The organism is Paraburkholderia solitsugae (assembly GCF_013177695.1).
GTDB classification, from domain to species: Bacteria; Pseudomonadota; Gammaproteobacteria; order Burkholderiales; family Burkholderiaceae; genus Paraburkholderia; species Paraburkholderia solitsugae.
In genome coordinates this window covers 130,669-150,599 of sequence record NZ_WOEY01000015.1, presented here as the reverse complement: position 1 = coordinate 150,599, position 19,931 = coordinate 130,669, and the positions used below count along the sequence as shown (strand labels likewise).

Genomic DNA, 19,931 nt, shown 5'->3' with positions numbered 1-19,931 from the left:
GCGTGTTACGCATTGGGCGTCTGATCATTAGAACCGACTGGTTTTGGCAGAGCAATGCTCCGGAGGGAGTACACCGTTGGCGCAATTGAGGGATGTTTCTGGCCGCGTGATTTGCCGTGTGGCATCGCTTCACGAACCCACCGGAAGCCGTCATGAGACACGCTCGCCACGGCTAAAGGCGAAGCGCCGCGCGTCAGCCGTTATCTGCCGAACTCACCCAGTTCGATGAAAACACCGGCTTTCAGGTGTCGCCGCCTTGCGTCTGTCCGTACATGATGATCGTGATAAACCGGATCGGCAACTTGATAAGCCGCTCCGGTCCATGCGGTACAGAGCCGCGAAACGTGAACGAATCGCCAGGTTGCAGCAGATAGCTGCGACTGCCGTGCCGATACTCCATTTTCCCTTGCAGCATGTAGATGAATTCCGTTCCCGGATGTTCGAAAGTCGGGAAGATCTCGGCTTCGTCGTCCATCGTGATGAGAAACGGTTCGAACAGTTTGACGGGCCCTTGGTCGTAGGCGAGCAGATGATAGGTATGCCCTTTCGTCGTCCCGCGCCGCACGACTTCCATGCCCTTGCCCGCTTTCACATGCTGCGCGTTACCCTCGCGGCCTTCGAAGTTCCGGAAGAGCGTCGACATCGAAATACCGAGCGCACGCGCGATGTTCACCATCGAATCGAGGCTCGTCGACACCTGGCCGTTTTCGATCTTCGACACCATGCCGCGCGACAGCCCGCTTTGCTCCGCAAGTTCGGCGATCGTCAAGCCCTGGTTGGTGCGATTTTCGCGCACCACCTTGCCGATGAAATGCTCGACCGACACCATCTGGCTATCGTCGTCCCGGGACGTTTCCGCTGGATTTCCCGCCTGTTGCTTGGTCATCTGCTTTTTTTCCTGTTAGGCCGCCGTGGTCGACGGGCCAGGCATCTCGCTCATCCCACCCATTCCGCTCGCAATTGGCGCCACACTGGCCGCCGACATTGCACTGTCGAGCAGGTGCTGCGCGCTGGTCAATTCGCTCTGCACCACGGCCCAGCCAATCCGAACCGACACGTTGAACTCATATCCCTCAAGACGCAGCGGCCGACAGACAACATTCTGCAAGCCTGCAGCAAGCACACTGAGCACCGCCGTGCTCATGGGTGACGCAGACTGCCCGATCTGCGTGGCCGAATCGCACCATGCGAGCGACGCCGCCTCAAAATCCGCAACCATCATCGCAAAGTCCTGCTTGTCGAGCAACGTCGCACAGTTCAGATCGTTTTGAGTCAAATGCAGTCGCCGGCCGAGTTCAACCAGCGCGCGGTCCGCATACTCCTGGCCGAAACGCTCGGCCACATGATCAAGCCCCTTCACGCGCATGGCAAATACCGCGCAGGGTTGTCCGGTGCGGCGAGCGAGCGCCGTAGCAAAACTCAGGCGATCCATGAACATGCTCGCGTTGGTGAGGCCTGTCGAGCGGTCGAACACCAGTCTGCGGCGCGCGCTCTCTTCTGCGAGCCGGCGCCGCGTCACTTCGATGATGAAACCCTCGAGTCCAACCAGCTCGTCGCGCGCCGAGAAAATGCCGCGGCCCTGGTCCCACACCCACTTGGTTTCGCCTGAGCGGTCGACGATCCGGTACGTCAATTCATACGATTCGCCGGCCAATATGCGCGACTGTACTTCATTCCAGACAAATTCGCGGTCATCGGGATGGATCAGCGAACTGAAGCTCATCCGCGCGTCGTCGAGCAGTTCGCTCGGCTCGTAGCCGGTCAGCTCGAAGCATCCCTCGCTGACGAATTCCATCGACCAACGCCGGTCGTTCTGTCCGCGGTAGATCATGGCGCGCATGTTGGCAAGCAACATCCTCAAACTGCGACGGCTCGCACGCAGCGCTTCTTCGCTGCGACGCCGGTTCGAGATGTCCATCGCGAGGCCCGCCGCGCCGATCAGCGTGCCTTCCTCATCGGTCACGCCGTGACAGCGCAGCTCGACGTGGATCATCGTTTCGTCGGCGCGAATCATGCGCGCCTCGGTAATCAGTTCGCTGATATGTCCATCGAGCAGCGTAGCGAGCCGGGCGCTTAGCGTCTGACGATCTTCGGGATGAAAGAAACCGGCAAACGGCGGACACTCGGCGCTGTTGCCGACGGTCCGCAGCAGGTTGCGCCAGGCCGGGTTCGAGAAGATCAGATGCAACTCCCGGTCGACACGAAACAGCGCCTGCGGCAATTGCTCCACGACATCGTGACAATGGCGCTGGATCTGCGCTTCGCTGCGCTGTGCGTCGGCGCTCGCATAGGGCGCGGGAAATTGAAGCAGCGTCAGGCGTGAACCTCTACCGCGCAGCGCCGTCGCCGGATGCAGTCTGAACGTGCCGTCGCCATAGGCGAGGCGCAGCGACCCGGAAGTGCGCTCCTCGCCATCTCCGGCCTGCCCGAGCAGCTTCGTCAAATCCAGCAGCGATTGTGGATGCACGAGGTTGCTGAACGGCATGCCGACAATCTCGTCGGCGTAGGGCTCCCAGCGCGCGTGCTTGAGGAATGCGCCGTTGACGAAGACGAGCGCGTCGTTGTCGAGCAGCACCGCAGGGGTCGAAAGATTCGCGGCAAACGCGCTTAGTTCCGGCGACGCGGAACCTGGCGTGCCACGCCGCGCCGCACGTTTGGCGCCGAACGCGAAGGCGAGTGTGAGAAGACCTGCCGCAAGGCCACCTGCCAGCGCCAGAGCAACATACAATAAGATGTCCTCGCCCGGATTGACACCCAGCCGCGGAACCACCAGTGCAGCCACGGCCAGCAGCAGCGCAGTGGAAAACAGATAGACTGTCATGAACCTTTTGGTCTCGCGAAACCGGAACATGGGGCATGGACGCGGGCCGCTCCCCACCTCTCCTCGCCACTATCCCTTGATGAATGCAGTCGACCCCGCTCCGTTCCGCCGCTACCCGCTGTACGCGAAGACGTGCATCGTGCTGGCTTGTCTCGTCGCGCTGGTTGCGCTGCTGTTCGTCAGCACCCGGGTGCAACTCGATGGCGAAGCCGCCTACAGGCAAAGCGCCTTTACCCTGCGGGAAGCGGCGCGGCTGCAGCGCATTGCCGGACACATCGAGACAAGTTCGCCGGACACAGCGGCGCCGCTGCTCGCGCAGGCCAACCAGCTTATACGCAACGATACGTTATTAGAGGGCTGGAGGCAACGCGGTGCGCCCACGCCGGAGCTCGGCAAGCAACTCAGCGCATTGGACAGCGCCAGCGGCGCACCCTCGGCCACGCACGTCGTGCCCGATGCCCTCGACCAGTTGGGGGCAGAGATCGAGCACGAAAGCGACGTGCGTAACGCGGTAATCGCCCTACTCGAAGCGTGCGCGGCTGCGCTGTTGCTCGGCGGCTTTGTCGCGCTCGCGTGGGGTGCGCGACGCTCGCTCGTCGTACGCCCCGCCCTCACGTTGCAGAACCTCGCGCAAACGGGCCACCGGCCGCCCGATGGCCTCGACGAGATCGATCGTCTGCTCAAACTGCAGAACGACCTCTCCGTGCGGCTGCGAAGCGAGCAGGACGAGTCGGCGCGCCTGAAACGCATCGTCGAAGACCATATCGCGTTTGCGGACCAGTCGCTCGATCTGCTTCACTACATCTGCGCGCAACTGGCGGAAGACGTGCCATCACGCGGTACGCTCGAAGCACTGCTGCAACGTCTCGTCGGGGTCTCGCGCGTCCAGCGGATCGCGCTCGTGCTGTCCGAACCGTCGGCGCAGTTGCTCGGCGTCGATGTCGTCGTGTCGCCAGGCGGCGACGCCCCGCTGATCGTGCGCGACCGTGTCGTGCATGAACTGATGTCGCTCGCCGGCGTGCGCAGCTTCCCGGCCGGCAAAGATACCGGTGTCATGCTGCCGATCCTCGCCGCGCCCGTGCGCGTGCCATCGGCAAGCTACGGCCTGCTGATCGGCGAAGGCGCACCGGACACCCGCTTCGAGCCGCGTCACCTGCATCTGATGGAAACCATCGCCAGCGTGCTCGCTCATGCCATCTCCAACCTGAGTCGCGACGTGCGCGACCATCGCATGGCGCTGCTCGAAGAGCGCAACGCCATCGCGCGCGAGCTGCACGACTCGCTCGCCCAGTCGCTGGCTTACATGAAAATCCAGCTTGCGCGCCTGCAGGCGGTGCTGCCGCCCGAACTTGCACAAGACGACGCCGGCCAGATTGCGCGGGCCATCCGCGAAGGCATCGACAGCGCCTACCGGCAGCTGCGCGAACTGCTGACGACGTTTCGCACGGCGATCCACGCGCATGGCCTCGCGTCCACGCTCGAAGAAGTCGCGGATGAGCTCTCGTCGCGCAGCCACGTGCAGATTTCCATCGACAACCGGATTCGCCGGATCCGTCTCACGGTCAATGAGGAATTACACGTCGCGCAGATCGTGCGCGAGGCGCTCACCAACGTGATCCACCACGCGCGCGCGTCAACCGCACTCGTGCAACTGTCGTCGAGCGGCAATGAAGTCACGGTGCTGATCGAAGATAATGGCCGCGGCATCACGACCGAGGACGGCGGCGAACATCACTACGGGCTCTCGATCATGCGCGAGCGGACACGCAGCCTCGGCGGGAAGCTCGACATCCGCGCGGTGCCAAACGGCTCGCGCATTGCGCTGACCTTTGTACCCGCCGTGTTGTTGGCGGAGAAAGCGCGTACCGGAACCGGCAGCGCGGCACACTGAAAAAAAAGATCCTGATAAACGAGCGGCGCCCCACAACCAGCAGGCACACGTCGTCGATCAGGATCGGTTGAAACGGCAGAGCGACCGGGAAAACGACCAGGAAAACTACCGGTAGATGTGCTCGCGCTCAGGCAGTTCACCGGGCATTTCCGCATCCGCCTGCACGCCCATGAAAGCGGCAAGCCGGCGCGAGAAATGATCCCGCACGAACAGATGTCGTCCGCACCCCTCACAGGCCACGAGATTGCTCGTCACCTGCTCGTTCAGCGCGCGGCAATGAATGCAATAAACGCGGCGACGCAGACTGCCGCTATGCGCGACATGCACCGCCTCCGGTGCAATGGCGTAGCGTTCCGCCAGTTGGCGGACCGACCAGATGAACGGTTCACTACCGAGCGCATAGATCCTGATGCCGATGCACGCGTCGCGCATCGCCGGCTCGAGTGCGGAAAGCAGACCCTTTTCGTCATCGAAACGCCGAGGTGCCTCAGCCAGCGCATGCAATGAATCGGCACCTGCGCGAGATGCGTCCGCCTGCACCGCCCAGACTTCGAGCGGCGCAACGCGGCTCAATGCGACCACCGCCCGCGCGCGGTCCTCGTCGGTCGCGCCGGAGGTAACGAACCAGTGCTCTGTCCCGTGCGGGTCCGCATCGAGCGGCGCGTACACGGGGCGGCTCTTGTTGGGAGAAGTCATCGCGGCGCCATCCCTATCAGTAAATCGCAAGGCTGTGCGTGACCACGAGCACGATAATGCCGGCCACGACGGTCACATAAGGCAGAATCCCGGCGCGTTTGACGACCTTGCCGCCGTCAGCCAGTTGCATGTCCTCTTTCATCGCCTCGGGGAAATGCCCCTTGTCGACCACGTAGTGGCGGAACAGGAACACAGGGATGATCAGTGCGGCAAAGCACAGCCCCGATACCAGCGTCCCCGCACCCCAGATATCCGCGCCCATGCCGAGCAATGCGAGATTGACGAACGAGAACAGTGTGCCGAGCGCGATCAGCCAGTTCGGTGCGCGGAACGGCCTGCTCCAGTCGGGTCGGTCAAGCCGGTGAATCCACGCGGAATTCAGGTTCAGGAAGTTGAAGATGATGTAGCCGACGTTGGACATCGCCAGCACGAACACATAGTCCGACATCATCAGCAAAACCAGGTTGAAACACAGGTCGGTCCACATCGCGCGGGTCGGTGCGCCGTGAGCATTGACGTGTGACAGATACTTCGGCAGCCAGCCGTCCACCGAGGCCTGATACAGCGTACGCGACGACCCTGCCATCGACGTCATGATCGCAAGCACGAGTGCGAGCACCAGCATCACCACGAGGACCCGCTCCACCAGCAACCCGCCGTGGATCATCGGCGCCATCGCTTTCGCCACGCCCATGCCGCTGTAGATGTCGGGTGACAGCATGCCGTTATACACCGCCGGCGTGATGATGTTGCCGGCGGCGTCCTTCACTTCCGGGGTCACCAGATGACCGAGACCGAGCACGCCCTGGAACGACAGCGGTACCACCGTGAAGACGAAGATGCAAAGAAGACCCGAGTAGAGAATGGCCTTGAACGTATCGACTTTGGGATCGCGAAATTCACGCGTGTAGCAGACGGCCGTTTCGAACCCATACGTCGACCATGCGGCGATGAAGAGGCCGCCTGCCATCAGCGTGACGCCGGCGCGCCCCCACGTACCGTCGATAACCTGCCCCGCGCTGTCCTTCGCGAACGGCACGAGCGGCAGCAGGTTATGCAGCGGCAGATCGCCGGTCAGAAGCGGCACGGTGCCGACCAGGATCAGCGGAATCAGTGCGGCCACGCCGAGAATCGCCTGAATGCGCGCCGCGTTCAGGATGCCCCGGTGCTGGATCGCAAAGGTCACCAGCAAAATGGCCGCGCCGAGAATGAACGTCGAGTTGATCCGCAAGCTCAGCCCGCTGCGCAGCCAGTCGAGACTCACCAGTGTGATCTGCCAGGTGTTGATTGCCGCATCGGCTGGAAACATGATCGACAGGACATAGCCTGCCGCGAGCCCTGACCCGATCGCCAGCACAGGCGACCACGCGAACCAGTTGCACCATACCGAGAGCGGTGCAAACAGCTTCGAGTAGCGCACCCATGCGATTGCACCGTAGACCGATGCGCCACCCGACTTGTGCGGAAAGAGTCCAGCGATTTCCGCATACGAAAACGACTGGATGAAACCCAGTCCGATCGAAATAATCCACACTGCCCACGACAATTTGCCGACCGTCGCTGCAATCGAGCCGATCGAGAACAGCACCAGCGCTGGGACACCGCTTGCTACCCAGAACGCGCCGGTCCAACTGATCTTTCTCTGTAGAGCACCGTCTGTTTCAACGGCATAGTCATCGGAAATCGCACTCATCGCTGCCTTCCTTTTCCGGCCAGGGCGCCGGGTTGGTTACCAACAGGTGGGGTCATTTCTGGCCGACATCCGGTGACCTGCCGCCAAGGGCAGACCACAGGAGCGAGACACTGCGCAGGTACGGGTTAAACAAAAGCGTGGCAAACCGATCTCGACCCGCCGCTAGGCCAGTTCCGCGGTGAGCTGTTCGATCTCGGACTGGGTGCCAGCGCTGGTTGGCGAGCCGTCGTCGAACGGCGCAAGCCATTGCACGGCGATGTCGCGATAGCGGGTCAACCCTTTGTATTCGATGAGTTCGGGTGGCAGCGTGCCCAGTACCCGATGCAGGCGCTTGCCCCATTTCGGCACGCGCGCCAGTTCATCGAGCGCAATCAGATAGCAACGCACGCAAAAAAGGATCGCATTGCTGCGCGGCAATCTGAACAGCGTCTGCAATTCGACGCGCAGATGGAGCTTGCGTCCGACGTTCACCGGCGTGATGCTCGCGCGGTCCGGGCCCCACTCGGGATATTGTTCGGGCGAGGTGTCCAGCCGCGGGTTGACCGTCATCGTCCAGTTCAACCGCCGCACCGGTGCGCCGAGTTGCAGACGCAGCAGGAATTTCAGTGCGCGCTCGAAGATACCTGCCCGGTGCGCGAGCGGCACAGGGCCATGCCACTCCATGAAACTCATGCCGAGGTCGAAGTCGAGCGACCAGTCCGCCTGAGTCGTCACCGTGCCGCCGTCCATGAACAGGTTGTCGTCGCGATGGTCGAGCAGGCAGAAGTCACCCTGCCCCTGGCGCGTGATGTATTCGAACGGGGGGCATGGAAGCGTGCTTGCGTCGCCGAACACTAACTGCTGCGTCAGGCCGAGCGGCCGATTCGTCCAGTGCCAGCGATCGCCATCGCGTTTGAGTTGAAAATGCTCCGGGTAATCGCGCGCCAAGCTTTCCATCATCAGCTCGAGCGTATCCCACTGCGCGGCGTCCATGTGATCGAGCACCTGAGAACGCAGCGGATCGCGCTCCAGCGTGAGCGCGCGATCGCGGCATTCGGCGACGTAATGCTCGTCGACATCGAAGGCGCTCTGGAACACCGGCGATGCGCCACCTGGCACATGCGGCTCGATGTTCACCGAGTACATGTAGCGGTCTTCGGGAAACGGAAACGGAAACCGCATGATGGCTTCGTCGCTGTTGCGGAACGTATAAGAATCTCGAAAGGTTTCTTCTGTTTTGAAAGCGATGGACATGGCGGTTCCGCTCCTCGTGTTCATCAAATGTTCAGAACGATCCGCGCGCTGCGGGCGCGCGAAACGCAGGGCAGTACGTTGCAGTTCGTGGCGCGCTCAGCCGCGCTCTGGAAGAAGTCGCGATGCTCGGGCTCGCCCTCCAGCACTTCCAGCGCACAGGTGCCGCATGCGCCACCGCGGCACATATAGGGCGTGTCGATGCCAGCCGCCTCAAGCGCTTCGAGCAGACTCTGATCGGCGCCGACTGCTACCTCGCTGCCGCTCTTTGCCAGTACCGCGACGAACGGTTCGCCGTGCGACGCGCCGCCAAAGCTCTCCTGGTGAAAATGGCTTTCCGGCCAGCCAAGCGAGCGCGCGGCGAGTGCAACACCGTCCATCAGTCCCGCGGGACCACAGGTGTACAGGTGCGTGCCGGCCGGCTGCGCCGCGAGCAGCGCGCCAAAACGCTCTCCCGCGTCCTGCAGATCCACGTAGACAGCGACGCCACCCGTGGTTCGTGCGGCGATCAGATCCGTAAACGCATCGGCATCTTCCGGGCGGCAGCACAGGTGCATCTCGACGCGAGCACGCGCATCGGCCAGTTCCGGCAGCATCGACAGGAACGGCGTCACGCCGATGCCGCCCGCGATCATCACATGCTTGCTACCCCGTCTGGCAAGTGGAAAAAAATTCGACGGCATCGAGATATCGAGCGTCGTGCCTTCGTTCACCTGCTCATGCATGAACGCCGAGCCGCCACGCGACGCGGGCACGCGGCGCACCATGATCTGGTAGGCGTCGCGTGTGCCGGACGGTGTCGTCAGCGAATAGGCATTGCGCCAGACGCGTGTCTCGCCGCGCATCGTGACGACGATGTGGCTGCCCGCCGAATACGCTGTCAAATGCCCGCCGTCGGCCGGCACAAGCGTGAAGCGCCGCACGTCGCTCGCAATTGGCTCAACGCGTGCCACACGTACTGGGATCGTTCTCGGTCCATTCATGCCCGCTCTTCCTCGCATTGGAATTGGTACGCACCCTGTGCCCCGGGAAGACCCCAGGTCAGGCCACGTATCTATGCAGCGAATTCACGGAACTAGAATCGGGCGGCAAAAAAGCGATATCAATGATTCGTTGGGGGTAGCCCCCGCGCTGTAGGTATCGCGCTGCCGCGAACGGCTGAGATAACCGTTTGATGCCGCTTTCGCGGCGATACATCATCGACAACCCCACCTCTGACCCCTTGTCTTTCTGTTTTTCCGGCTCAGGCGAAGTAGGACGCCTACCCACTCGGAGGTAGCGCCATTGGGCGATTGTGACGCCAATTTTAACGGCCGAGACTTGCTGTCATCCAGCGGCCCAAGGTCTGGCCTTCCACGGCCCAGGCACACCGGCCATCACTCACGTACGGTCCACTCTCGGGAAAACGCTATGACAAGGCAATCAATTCTGAATATCCGCCATCGTGAACTCGGCTCAAAACTTGACGGCGATATGTGGAACGACATGCCGCTGCCCTGGTACTACAACAGCGATCCCAACGACGAAGTCGCCGCCGTCCGCACAGCAGCCGGTCTCTACGATATCAGCGCGCTGAATATTCTCCACGTCACGGGCCCCGATGCGGCAGCCGTGATCGACAGCATCTGCGCGATCGATGTCACGAAGATGAAACCAGGCACCGCGCGTCTGGCCGCCGAAGTCGACGAACGTGGCGCGATCTGCGACGACCTGATGGTGATCTACGATGCGCCGAATCGCTACCGGATCTCGCATGGCGGCGGTTCGACTCAGGAGAACCTGCGCCGCGCCGCGGAGAAGCGCGACGTCGAGTGGCACCAGGACTTCGACGTGCACATGCTGTCGCTGCAAGGCCCGCGCGCCACGGCGATCCTGCAGCCGCATATCGGCATCGACCTGAACCAGCTGCCGTATTTCGCGCACGTCGAAACGAAACTGTTCGATCGCAAGATCGTCATTTCGCGCGGCGGTTATTCCGGTGAGCAGGGTTTCGAAGTGTCGTGCAGCGCCGACCATGCGATTGCGCTGTGGGACGCCATCCTCGAAGCCGGCAAGCCGCATGGCATCGTGCCCGCGTCGTGGACTTCGCTGGAACTGGCGCGCATCGAAGCCGCGCTGCTGTTCTATCCGTTCGACATGCCCGAAGGCGATACCACTCCATGGGAGGTGAATCTCGACTGGATGGTCGATGTAGACAAGCCTGGCGACTACGTCGGCAAGGCCGCGCTGCTCAACGCGCGCGGCAAGGAGCGCTTCAAACAGGCCGGCGTGGTCGTCAAGCACGAAGGCCCCGTCACAGCAGGCGCGAAGATTTTCATCGGCAACGAAGAGGTGGGCGTCGTGACGAGTGCATCGTTCAGCCGCTACCTCATGCAGTCGCTCGCCATGGTGCATCTGAAGCCCGGGCATACCGCGCTCGGCACCAAGGTCGAGATTCGCGATGCCGCGGGCAACTTCAGCGGCATCGTCACCAAGACGCCGTTCTATGACCCGATGCGCCTGCGCACCCGCGTCGCCGCCTGACACGCGGATCAGCCAACGCCGTCACTGGCAGATGCTTCGACGTATCCGGAGCATCTGCCGGCTTGGCCCGCAACGGCGCACAAGCCTGCCAGCCATATCCACCTCGACTTAAGTAGTCAAAAGCCAGCCAGGAGAGACACCCCATGCCACGCGATCCCCGCTATGACGTCCTGTTCGAACCCATCCAGATCGGTCCGAAGACGTTGCGCAACCGTTTCTATCAAGTTCCGCATTGCATTGGCGCCGGCAGCAACCTGCCCGGCTTCCAGGCCGCCCACCGGTCGATGAAAGCCGAAGGCGGCTGGGCCGCGATGAACACCGAGTACTGCTCGATCCACCCGGAATCGGACGATACGCATCGTCTGTCCGCGCGTATCTGGGACGAAGGCGACGTGCGCAATCTGCGCGCGATGACCGACGAAGTCCATAAGTACGGCGCGCTCGCCGGTATCGAGATGTGGTACGGCGGCTCGCACGCCCCCTGCATGGAAAGCCGCGCGACGCCACGCGGCCCGAGCCAGTTCGCGTCCGAATTCGAGACCCTCACGTACTGCAAGGAGATGGATCTCGACGACATTCGCGACGTCCAGCAGTTTTACGTCGATGCAGCCCTGCGCGCACGCGATGCAGGCTTCGACATTGTCTACGTGTACGGCGCCCACTCGTATCTGCCGCTGCAGTTCCTTTCGCCGTACTACAACAAACGCACCGACGGCTACGGTGGCTCGCTTGAAAACCGCGCGCGCTTCTGGGTCGAAACGCTCGAGAAAGTGCGCCGTGCGGTGGGCCAGGACTGCGCGATCGCGACGCGCTTCGCGGTCGATACGCTGTATGGCAGTGGCGGCATCGAAGTCGAAAAGGATGGGATGAAGTTCGTCGAGATGGCCGACTCGCTGGTCGACCTGTGGGACGTCGATGTAGGCGACATCGCCGAGTGGGGCGAAGATGCCGGCCCGTCGCGCTTCAACCTGCAAGGCCACCAGATTCCGTGGACACGCTTCATCAAGGAAGTATCGAAGAAGCCGGTGCTCGGCGTGGGCCGTTTCACCGATCCGGAAAAGATGACGGAAATCGTCACGAAGGGCATTGCCGACATTATCGGCGCAGCGCGTCCGTCGATCGCCGATCCGTTCCTGCCGAAGAAAGTCGAAGAAGGCCGCATTGACGACATTCGCGTTTGCATCGGCTGCAACGTGTGTATCTCGCGCTGGGAAATCGGCGGGCCGCCGATGATCTGCACGCAGAACGCGACAGCCGGCGAAGAATATCGCCGCGGCTGGCATCCGGAAAAGTTCGCCGAGTGCAAGTCGAACGATTCGGTGCTCGTGGTCGGCGCGGGTCCGGCCGGCTCCGAATGCGCCCGCGTGCTGATGCAGCGCGGTCACACGGTCCACCTGGTCGATTCGGCCGACAAGATCGGCGGCCATCTGAACAGCGTCGGCACGCTGCCGGGCCTCGGTGAATGGGGTTATCACCGCGATTACCGCGAAACGCAGATCGCCAAGCTGCTGAAGAAGAACAAGCAGAGCCAACTGGCGCTCGGCCAGAAACCACTTACCGCCGACGACGTGCTCGACTACGGTGCCGACAAGGTGGTGATCGCAACGGGTTCGCACTGGGTCACGGACGGCACGAACTGCCTGACGCACGATCCGATTCCGGGCGCGGATGCCTCGCAACCGGACCAGCTCACGCCGGAACAGGTGCTCTCAGGCAAAAAGCCGCTCGGCAAGCGCGTGGTCATCCTGAACGCGGACACCTACTTCATGGCGCCGAGCCTCGCGGAAAAACTCGCGACAGCGGGCCACGAAGTGACGGTCGTAAGCGGCGTGCATCTGGCGAACTACATGCACTTCACGCTCGAATATCCGAACATGATGCGCCGCCTGCACGAACTCGGTGTGCACGAACTGGGCGATCACTTTGCGAGCCGCATCGAAAAAGGCCGCATCGAGATCTACAACATCTGGGGCGACGGGTCACGCCGTACCTACAAGGGCGCGGGGCAACTGCCGCGCGATGCGAACAAGTCGCACCGCTGGCTCGAATTCGACTCGCTGGTGCTCGTCACGGGCCGCCGCTCGAACGACACGCTGTACCGCGAACTGAAGGCGAAGCAGGACCAGTGGGCCGAAAAGGGCATCAAATCGGTCTACCTGATCGGCGACGCTGAAGCACCGCGCCTGATCGCCGACGCGACCTTCACCGGTCACCGTCTGGGCCGCGAAATCGAAGAGCCGAACGCGCAGATTCCACTGCCGTACAAGCGTGAAGTGGCCGTGTGGGGCACACCGTATCAGCCTGGCGGTACCTTCGAGATCGTCTACAAGAAGTAACGAAGCGTGGTCGCGGCTGTGCGATGACCTCGCATCCACAGCCGCTCTCCCGCGCGAGAGACCTTCAGAACAATGAGCACCACGTCATCAAGGCCTCGCAACGAAGGCCATAGGGGGGCGCGCAGTCTGCGCCCTTCCCCTCCCCAATCCAACGGACGAGTCCCATGCTGAGCTCAGCGAATTTCGATCAAGCCACCGTGACACGCATCCTGTTCGAGGGTTTCCCAGCGTTCGCGATCGTGCTGTTTTATCTGGTAGCCGTGGCAGCGATCGCGGTGTTCGCCTGGGGCGTCTACGTGCAGATTCGCAAGTACCGGCGCGGACAGGCGGTGACGGGGCCCATCGACTTGCGCGCGCGTTTTGCCGACATGGTACGCGTGGTGCTGAGTCACCGCACCGTGGCGCGCCGCGACCCTGCCGCGGGCCGCGCTCACCGGCTCATCTTCTACGGCTTCGCCGTGCTGTTTCTCGGTACCGCGACGGTCACGGTCGACTATGACATCACCGCCCGCTTCCTCGGCTTTCACTTCTGGAACGGCAACTTCTATCTTGGCTTCAAGCTCGCGATGAATCTGGCGGGCGTCTCGCTGATCGGCGGCCTGATTTACATGATGGCGCGCCGCGGCTGGATCAAGCCACCGAAACTCGACTACAAGCGCCTCGACCGCCAGCCCGGCGATCCGGACTACGACCGCAGCGGCTATCGGCGCGAGGACTGGGCGTTCCTGTGGACCCTCATCCTGATCGGCATCACCGGCTTCGTGCTGAGCGCGCTTCGGCTGGTGTGGCTGCAGGATCGCGCAGTGGTGTGGGACACGCGCTGGTGGTCGCCGGTCGCCGCGCTGCTCGCTGAAGGCATGCGCGGAGCGGGACTCGATTCATCTGCCGCCTACGTGATACGCACCGGCCTTTGGTGGTTCCATGGACTGCTGGCGCTCACCTTCATCGCGCTGATTCCGTACACCAAGGTGAAGCATATCTTCACCGCCAGCGGCTCGCTGATGATGCGCGACCCGCTCGCGGCGCAACGTCTGCCGCGCATCCCGGCAAATAGCGAAAAAGTCGGCTACAAGACGATCACCGATTTCACGTGGAAACATCTGCTCAATCTCGATGCCTGCACGAAGTGCGGCCGCTGCCATGAGGCGTGCCCGGCCAACGCAGTCGGCGCACCGCTGTCGCCGCGCGACGTGATCCTGTCGCTGCGCGAATTCGCCAACGAAGCCTTGCAAAAGAATGCGCTTCCTGACGAGGTCAAACTCGACGTACATGGCAAGGACATCGGCCAGGTGTTCATGGAAACCGTCTGGTCGTGCCGTACCTGCATGGCGTGCGTCGAGATCTGCCCGGTGGCGGTCGAACACGTGCCGATCATCGTGCAACTGCGCCGCAAGCTGGTCGAGGACGGCGAGATGGAACCGCAGGTGCAGAAAACGCTGCAGGGCATCCACAAGAACGGCAACTCATTCAACGAATCGAAGAGGAAGCGCGCTGCGTGGACCAAGCCCCTGCCCTTCCAGATCAAGGACGCACGCAAGGAGCCGGTCGACCTACTGTGGTTCGTGGGTGACTATGCGTCGTTCGACCCGCGCAATCAACGCGTGACCCAAGCCTTCGCCACGCTGTTGCACGATTCGAACGTCGACTTCGGGCTGCTCTACGAAGGTGAATCGAACGCGGGCAACGACGTGCGCCGCGTGGGTGAAGAAGGGCTGTACGAACTGCTCGCGGAAAACAACATCGCGATGCTCGGCGCCTCGAAATTCAAGCGCATCGTCACCACCGATCCGCACTCGTACAACACCATACGCAACGAGTATCCCGACTTCGGCGGCAAGTACGAGATCGAGCACTACACGAGCGTCGTTGCGCGCATGCTGGCTGAGACGCGCATCAAACCGAAGCGCTCGTTGGGCTATCGCGTGACGTTCCACGATCCCTGCCACCTCGGACGCTTCAACAAGGGCTATGACGCACCGCGGCAGATTCTTTCGGCACTCGGTTGTGAACTGATCGAGATGCCCCGCTCGCGCGACAACTCGTTTTGCTGCGGCGCGGGCGGCGGACGCATCTGGATGAGCGATCCGGTCGGCGTCGAAAAGCCGTCGCAGAACCGCATGCACGAAGCGGCGCGCATTGAAGGACTCGAAGTGTTTGTCGTGTGTTGTCCGAAGGATCTGACGATGTTCGAGGATGCGCTGAAGACGAGCGGCTATGAAGGCCGGTTCGTGGTACGCGAACTCATCGAACTGATCGCCGAGAGCCTCGTCGATGCGGACGGCGACGGACCCGCCGCGTGCGACGCCCGCGAAATCGTCGCTGCGTGAACCCTGCGAGGAACGGCGAATATGTCGACTCCCGTCGCGGACACCGGCCACCCAGCCTGCATGGCAGAGACGCCTGTGGTGCGTACAACCACGACGCGGCGTCATTGGCGTGAGCTGATCGGCCTCGCGCTCGACGCCGACGATGTCTACGGCGCAGCCGCCCTGTATCCCTACGCACGCGCCGCCGATCGCGAACGGCTCGGCGCGCGGCTGTTCGGCACACGGCGTGAGCGCCTGGCGTTGGCGGCCTTCGCGTTCGCGCCGCCGGCCGTGCTCGCACAGCTGGCCGCGCTTGCCGCCGCCCAGCATGACGAAACGCTGAAGCTGCGGCTCGCCCGCAATCCGTCGACCCCCGACGGCGCGCTCGACGTGCTCGCCGCCGCGGCTCAACCGGTCCCCGTGCGTCTGTCGCAACTGCTCGCGCGTCACGCTCATGCGCCCCATGCGCTGCTCGCCAGCATCGCCGCGCACACCGACGACGTCAGCGTCCTGCACGCGCTGTGCGAAAACGTCGGCGTGCCGTCGAATCTGCTCACCCAACTGGAGCAGCGCGGCATCGCGATGCTGCAACGCGTCCTGGCGATTCACCTCGCCACCGACGCGCAAACGCTCCTGCGCCTCTGGAAAACCACGCGTGCGAGCGCCGTACGCGCTCAGGTGTTGCGGCACCCCTATTGTCCCGACACGTTATTGCACACGATGCCGGCCTCGGTCGCCGAACGCCGCAGTCTCGCGCTCCATCCGCGTGCCCCGGCCAACGCGCTGGTCCAGCTCGCCCGCGACGACGACGCGGCGGTACGGCGCGCCACGGCCCTGAACGTCAACACACCGACCGGCGCGCTGATCGCATTGTGCTTCGACGCCCAGGCCTCCGTGCGACGCGCGGTGGCCGTGCGCGACGATATTCCGCTGAAGGTCGTCGACTGGCTGGCCGACGACGCCGACGCGTGGGTACGGCGCGCGCTGGCACGCAACCCGGCCTGCCCGGGACTCTGGCTCGAACGGTTTGTCAAGGATAGCGAATCCGAAGTGCGTCGCGCGGTCAGCCGGCATCCGCGCTGCCCCGCGCACCTGCTTGCGATGCTCGCCGACGACGCGGTGCCGTGGGTGCGCGCGGGCGTCGCCTATCGCGACGACCTCGCGAGAGCGGTGCTGCATCGCCTGACGGCAGACCAGGATATCGACGTGCTATCGGGCGTCGCGCGCAATCCGGCGACGCCGCAGGCGCAGCTAGCGCGACTCGCCGCACACCCGGTGCCCGACGTGCGACGCGGCGTGATCCTGAATCGGCACGCGAGCCGCCGCGTACTCCTGCGTCTGCGTGACGAAGCTTACCCGCTGCACCGCGTGTTGGTGTTCGAGCATCCCAATCTCACCGACGCGGACCGCTGGCGCATGCGCTTCGACCCGGACAGCGAAGCGCGCGCCCGCATCTTTGGCCACCTGGGCCGCACGCTCGGCCCAGTGGGGTCAGCCGCCTCAGCCACCTCAACAACGAAAGGGCGCCGCCACGCGCATAGCCACGCTATTTCGCAGCCCACCTCAGAAGCAGATTCACCACAGGATTCAACGCAACACGAGCCGCCCTACCCGCATTACCCGACGAACATGATGGAGCCAAGATGAAAATACTCGTAACCATTAAGCAGGTCGTGTCGCTCGATGAGGATTTCGAGCTACGTGACGACGGCCGCGATGTCGAAGCCGACTTTCACGTCTTCGATCTGAACGAATGGGACCATTACGCGCTGGAAGAAGCCATGCGCCTCAAGGAGGCCGCGGGCGGCGATATCGAGGTCGTGGTCGCGACCATCGGCCCTGACAGCGCCGACGAAGAGCTACGCAAGTGTCTGGCGAAAGGCGCGGACCGCGCGGTCCGTATCTGGAGCGACGACCTGGAGGAATCCGACCCGATCGCCATCGCCCGCGTTTTGGCCGCGCTGGCCCGCAAGGAAACGCCCGATATGATCTTCACCGGCGTGCAGGCGTCGGACCACGCGTATGGTGCGACCGGCATGGCGCTCGCCGGACTGCTCGACTGGCCGCATGCGGCGGTCGTCGCGGGACTCGACTATGCGCCGGGCGCACAGACGGCTACCGCACGCCGTGAACTCGAGGGCGGTGCGTATGCGACGGTCAAGTTGCAATGCCCTGCCGTCCTGACGCTGCAACTCGGCATCAACACACCGCGCTATGCATCGTTGCGTGGCATCAAGCAGGCCGCGTCACGGCCGATCGAAACCGTCACGCCCGACGCGCTGGGGCTGGCCGCCGGACAGATCGGCGCAGCCGGTTCGCTGTCGCGCGTGCGGCGCGTCTATGTGCCGAGCGTCGGTCGAGCCACCATGCTTGAGGGCACGCCGGCCGAGCAGGCCGCGCGCCTGGCCAATCTGATCAAGGAATTCCGGGGAGAAGCGAAATGAGCGGCATTCTGCTAGTCGTTGAACATCGCCAGGGACAACTTCGGCCTGTGAGCCTCGAAGTCATCGGCGCCGCCGTCGCGGCGAAAGAAGCGAGCGGCGAGGCCATTACCGTCACCGTGCTGGCAGCCCAGCCCGATGCGTACGTCGATGCACTGAAACTCGCTGGCGTCGACGAGATCGTGACCGTGCAAACGGCCCACGACGCATTCGATCCCGACACCTACGAAGCGGTGACGCGCGCGCTGATCGATGCCCGTGCCCCCTCGCTCGTGCTGCTGCCGCACACGATTGACACGCTGGGCTACGCGGCGCCACTCGCGGCCAAAGGCAATTACGGCTTCACGACCGATGCATTCGGCCTCGCGCGCGATGGCGACGCGTGGCTGGCAACGCGCTCCGGCTACGGCCAGAAGGTCAACATGGAGATCGAGTTTCCCGATAAGGCGACCGTTGTCGTGACGTTGCGGCCCGGTTCCTTCAAGGCGCCCGAAGACGTTGCCACGCCCACCGTCAGCACATTTGCCGCACCGGCCGTCACGCTGCGCAGCACACACATCGAGTTCGAAGAACCGGCCGCCAGCAGCGCAGTCGATATTCCGGGTGCCGAATTCATCCTGTCGATCGGCCGTGGCATCGGCGAAGAAACCCATGTCGAACAGTTCAAGGAACTGGCCGACGCTGTCGGCGCGGCGCTCGGCTGTTCGCGTCCGATCGCCGATTCGGGGTGGTTGCCAAAAGCGCACCAGGTCGGACAATCGGGCAAGACCGCTGCCGCCTGCAAGCTGTATATCGCGATGGGCATCTCGGGCTCCGTGCAGCACATGGCGGGGATGAAGCACGTCGACAACATCATCGCCGTCAACACCGATCCCGAGGCGTCCATCTTCACGATCGCCCGCTATGGCATCGTCGGTGACATCTTCGAAATCGGCGAAGAACTGCGCACCCACTTCTGAACCCGGGTATACGCGAATCACCCCGCAGGCCGGCGCGTCGCGAGATGCCCGGCCTGCAGTTTTCTTTAACACTCAACATTTTTTTCAAACGCAATCCACAGGTAGACTGTTCAATAATTCAAAAAACATCACAGTTCCCAGCCGGCGCGATGCACTGCACCCGCGTCCAACGCACGGCTGCAAGACTGGATGACAGGCCGTTCCAGTAGAGACAGGTAGTCTGGTCAATGAGCCAAGGAAAAGTCGATGGACCCCAATACAGTTCTTCTCATCGACGACCATGCATTGTTTCGCAAGGGCGTCGCGCAACTGATCCAGATGAACCCGGCGTTTGCGATCGCCGGCGAAGCGTCCTCGGGACGTGACGGCGTCGAGATGGCCGTCCGTCTCAAGCCTGATGTCGTGCTGATCGACCTCAACATGCCGGAGGTCACCGGCATCGAGACCCTCGGGCTGATGCGCGAGGCCGGTGTGGACGCGCGCTTCATCATGCTGACGGTGTCCGACAACGAGCGCGATGTCGTCGCGGCGCTGCGGGCCGGCGCGCATGGCTATCTTCTGAAGGATATGGACCCCGAGGATCTTTGCGTGAGCCTGCAAAAGGCCCTCAAGGGCACCGCCGTGCTGAGCGAGGCGGTGACGGGGAGTCTCGTGCATGCGCTCTCGGGCGGCCAGCGCATGCCGGCCAGCCAGACTGATCTGACTGCACGCGAACTCGAGGTGTTTGACTACCTCGTCGCCGGCCTGTGCAACAAGGCGATTGCACGCAAGCTTGATATCAGCGTGGGTACGGTCAAGGTGCACGTCAAGCATGTGCTGCGCAAGCTCGACCTGCATTCGCGGCTCGAAGCCGTGGTGTGGCGGCACGAGCAAGGCGCACGGGGGCACTGAGGCCCCGGCCTCGCCTCCGGAACGCCCCCAGGACCGCTGCAAAAAACGCGCGACTACCTCCAAGGAGGTAGTCCCTTAAGGCGAATTGTCACTGGAAATTCGACCACGAATAATCGGACTCAGGGTGAATGCACTGCCCTGTCT

At 63.1% G+C, this 19,931-nt stretch carries 14 protein-coding genes; 8 read left to right on the top strand and 6 right to left on the bottom strand.

Annotated elements, in window-relative coordinates; genetic code table 11:
• Positions 1-241: 241 nt before the first annotated feature.
• The gene (locus tag GNZ12_RS03720; RefSeq protein WP_235993582.1) at positions 242-829 is read right to left on the bottom strand and encodes a helix-turn-helix domain-containing protein; all 588 of its coding nucleotides are present in this window, start codon (positions 827-829) and stop codon (positions 242-244) included.
• 72 nt (positions 830-901) lie between these two features.
• Complete coding sequence (locus GNZ12_RS03715) at positions 902-2,821, bottom strand: PAS domain-containing protein (RefSeq protein ID WP_172309058.1); 1,920 nt, start codon at positions 2,819-2,821, stop codon at positions 902-904.
• A gap of 79 nt (positions 2,822-2,900) precedes the next feature.
• Between GNZ12_RS03715 and GNZ12_RS03710 the strand changes: the two genes are divergently transcribed.
• Positions 2,901-4,712 (top strand): histidine kinase, encoded by a 1,812-nt coding sequence (locus GNZ12_RS03710; RefSeq protein WP_172309057.1) that lies wholly within the window; start codon positions 2,901-2,903, stop codon positions 4,710-4,712.
• Between the two features lie 105 nt (positions 4,713-4,817).
• On the opposite strand, the gene GNZ12_RS03705 is transcribed toward GNZ12_RS03710, so the two are convergent.
• From GNZ12_RS03705 to GNZ12_RS03690, 4 genes are all read right to left on the bottom strand, one after another.
• Positions 4,818-5,408, bottom strand: a complete 591-nt coding sequence (locus GNZ12_RS03705) for a dimethylamine monooxygenase subunit DmmA family protein (RefSeq protein ID WP_172309056.1) — start codon at positions 5,406-5,408, stop codon at positions 4,818-4,820.
• A gap of 16 nt (positions 5,409-5,424) precedes the next feature.
• Positions 5,425-7,101, bottom strand: a complete 1,677-nt coding sequence (locus GNZ12_RS03700) for an APC family permease (protein WP_172309055.1) — start codon at positions 7,099-7,101, stop codon at positions 5,425-5,427.
• Between the two features lie 162 nt (positions 7,102-7,263).
• The gene (locus GNZ12_RS03695; protein WP_172309054.1) at positions 7,264-8,334 is read right to left on the bottom strand and encodes a heme-dependent oxidative N-demethylase family protein; all 1,071 of its coding nucleotides are present in this window, start codon (positions 8,332-8,334) and stop codon (positions 7,264-7,266) included.
• A gap of 23 nt (positions 8,335-8,357) precedes the next feature.
• Positions 8,358-9,314 carry a PDR/VanB family oxidoreductase gene (locus GNZ12_RS03690; RefSeq protein WP_172309053.1) on the bottom strand — a complete coding sequence of 319 codons (957 nt, stop codon included), beginning with the start codon at positions 9,312-9,314 and terminating at the stop codon, positions 8,358-8,360.
• 427 nt (positions 9,315-9,741) lie between these two features.
• Here GNZ12_RS03690 and GNZ12_RS03685 point away from each other — a divergent pair, with 427 nt between their 5' ends.
• From GNZ12_RS03685 to narL, 7 genes are all read left to right on the top strand, one after another.
• Entirely contained in the window at positions 9,742-10,854 is a 1,113-nt protein-coding gene (locus tag GNZ12_RS03685) for an aminomethyltransferase family protein (protein ID WP_172309052.1), read from the top strand.
• Between the two features lie 143 nt (positions 10,855-10,997).
• Entirely contained in the window at positions 10,998-13,190 is a 2,193-nt protein-coding gene (locus GNZ12_RS03680; protein ID WP_172309051.1) for an oxidoreductase, read from the top strand.
• A 164-nt stretch (positions 13,191-13,354) separates the two neighbouring features.
• Entirely contained in the window at positions 13,355-15,517 is a 2,163-nt protein-coding gene (locus GNZ12_RS03675; protein WP_172309050.1) for a heterodisulfide reductase-related iron-sulfur binding cluster, read from the top strand.
• 21 nt (positions 15,518-15,538) lie between these two features.
• Positions 15,539-17,143, top strand: coding sequence for a hypothetical protein (locus GNZ12_RS03670; protein ID WP_172309049.1), 1,605 nt, complete (start codon positions 15,539-15,541; stop codon positions 17,141-17,143).
• Positions 17,140-17,940, top strand: coding sequence for an electron transfer flavoprotein subunit beta/FixA family protein (locus tag GNZ12_RS03665; protein ID WP_172309048.1), 801 nt, complete (start codon positions 17,140-17,142; stop codon positions 17,938-17,940). The genes GNZ12_RS03670 and GNZ12_RS03665 overlap by 4 nt, the downstream gene beginning before the upstream one ends.
• The gene (locus GNZ12_RS03660; RefSeq protein ID WP_172309047.1) at positions 17,937-18,896 is read left to right on the top strand and encodes an electron transfer flavoprotein subunit alpha/FixB family protein; all 960 of its coding nucleotides are present in this window, start codon (positions 17,937-17,939) and stop codon (positions 18,894-18,896) included. The genes GNZ12_RS03665 and GNZ12_RS03660 overlap by 4 nt, the downstream gene beginning before the upstream one ends.
• A 246-nt stretch (positions 18,897-19,142) precedes the next feature.
• Complete coding sequence (gene narL, locus GNZ12_RS03655; RefSeq protein WP_172309046.1) at positions 19,143-19,787, top strand: two-component system response regulator NarL; 645 nt, start codon at positions 19,143-19,145, stop codon at positions 19,785-19,787.
• Positions 19,788-19,931 lie beyond the last annotated feature (144 nt).

Excerpts from the sequence above, each read along its gene's own strand:
- GNZ12_RS03720 (WP_235993582.1), bottom strand. The coding sequence starts at position 829 with ATGGTGTCGGTCGAGCATTTCATCGGCAAGGTGGTGCGCGAAAATCGC.
- GNZ12_RS03715 (WP_172309058.1), bottom strand. The coding sequence starts at position 2,821 with ATGACAGTCTATCTGTTTTCCACTGCGCTGCTGCTGGCCGTGGCTGCA.
- GNZ12_RS03710 (WP_172309057.1), top strand. The coding sequence starts at position 2,901 with ATGAATGCAGTCGACCCCGCTCCGTTCCGCCGCTACCCGCTGTACGCG.
- GNZ12_RS03705 (WP_172309056.1), bottom strand. The coding sequence starts at position 5,408 with ATGACTTCTCCCAACAAGAGCCGCCCCGTGTACGCGCCGCTCGATGCG.
- GNZ12_RS03700 (WP_172309055.1), bottom strand. The coding sequence starts at position 7,101 with ATGAGTGCGATTTCCGATGACTATGCCGTTGAAACAGACGGTGCTCTA.
- GNZ12_RS03695 (WP_172309054.1), bottom strand. The coding sequence starts at position 8,334 with ATGTCCATCGCTTTCAAAACAGAAGAAACCTTTCGAGATTCTTATACG.
- GNZ12_RS03690 (WP_172309053.1), bottom strand. The coding sequence starts at position 9,314 with ATGAATGGACCGAGAACGATCCCAGTACGTGTGGCACGCGTTGAGCCA.
- GNZ12_RS03685 (WP_172309052.1), top strand. The coding sequence starts at position 9,742 with ATGACAAGGCAATCAATTCTGAATATCCGCCATCGTGAACTCGGCTCA.
- GNZ12_RS03680 (WP_172309051.1), top strand. The coding sequence starts at position 10,998 with ATGCCACGCGATCCCCGCTATGACGTCCTGTTCGAACCCATCCAGATC.
- GNZ12_RS03675 (WP_172309050.1), top strand. The coding sequence starts at position 13,355 with ATGCTGAGCTCAGCGAATTTCGATCAAGCCACCGTGACACGCATCCTG.
- GNZ12_RS03670 (WP_172309049.1), top strand. The coding sequence starts at position 15,539 with ATGTCGACTCCCGTCGCGGACACCGGCCACCCAGCCTGCATGGCAGAG.
- GNZ12_RS03665 (WP_172309048.1), top strand. The coding sequence starts at position 17,140 with ATGAAAATACTCGTAACCATTAAGCAGGTCGTGTCGCTCGATGAGGAT.
- GNZ12_RS03660 (WP_172309047.1), top strand. The coding sequence starts at position 17,937 with ATGAGCGGCATTCTGCTAGTCGTTGAACATCGCCAGGGACAACTTCGG.
- narL (WP_172309046.1), top strand. The coding sequence starts at position 19,143 with ATGGACCCCAATACAGTTCTTCTCATCGACGACCATGCATTGTTTCGC.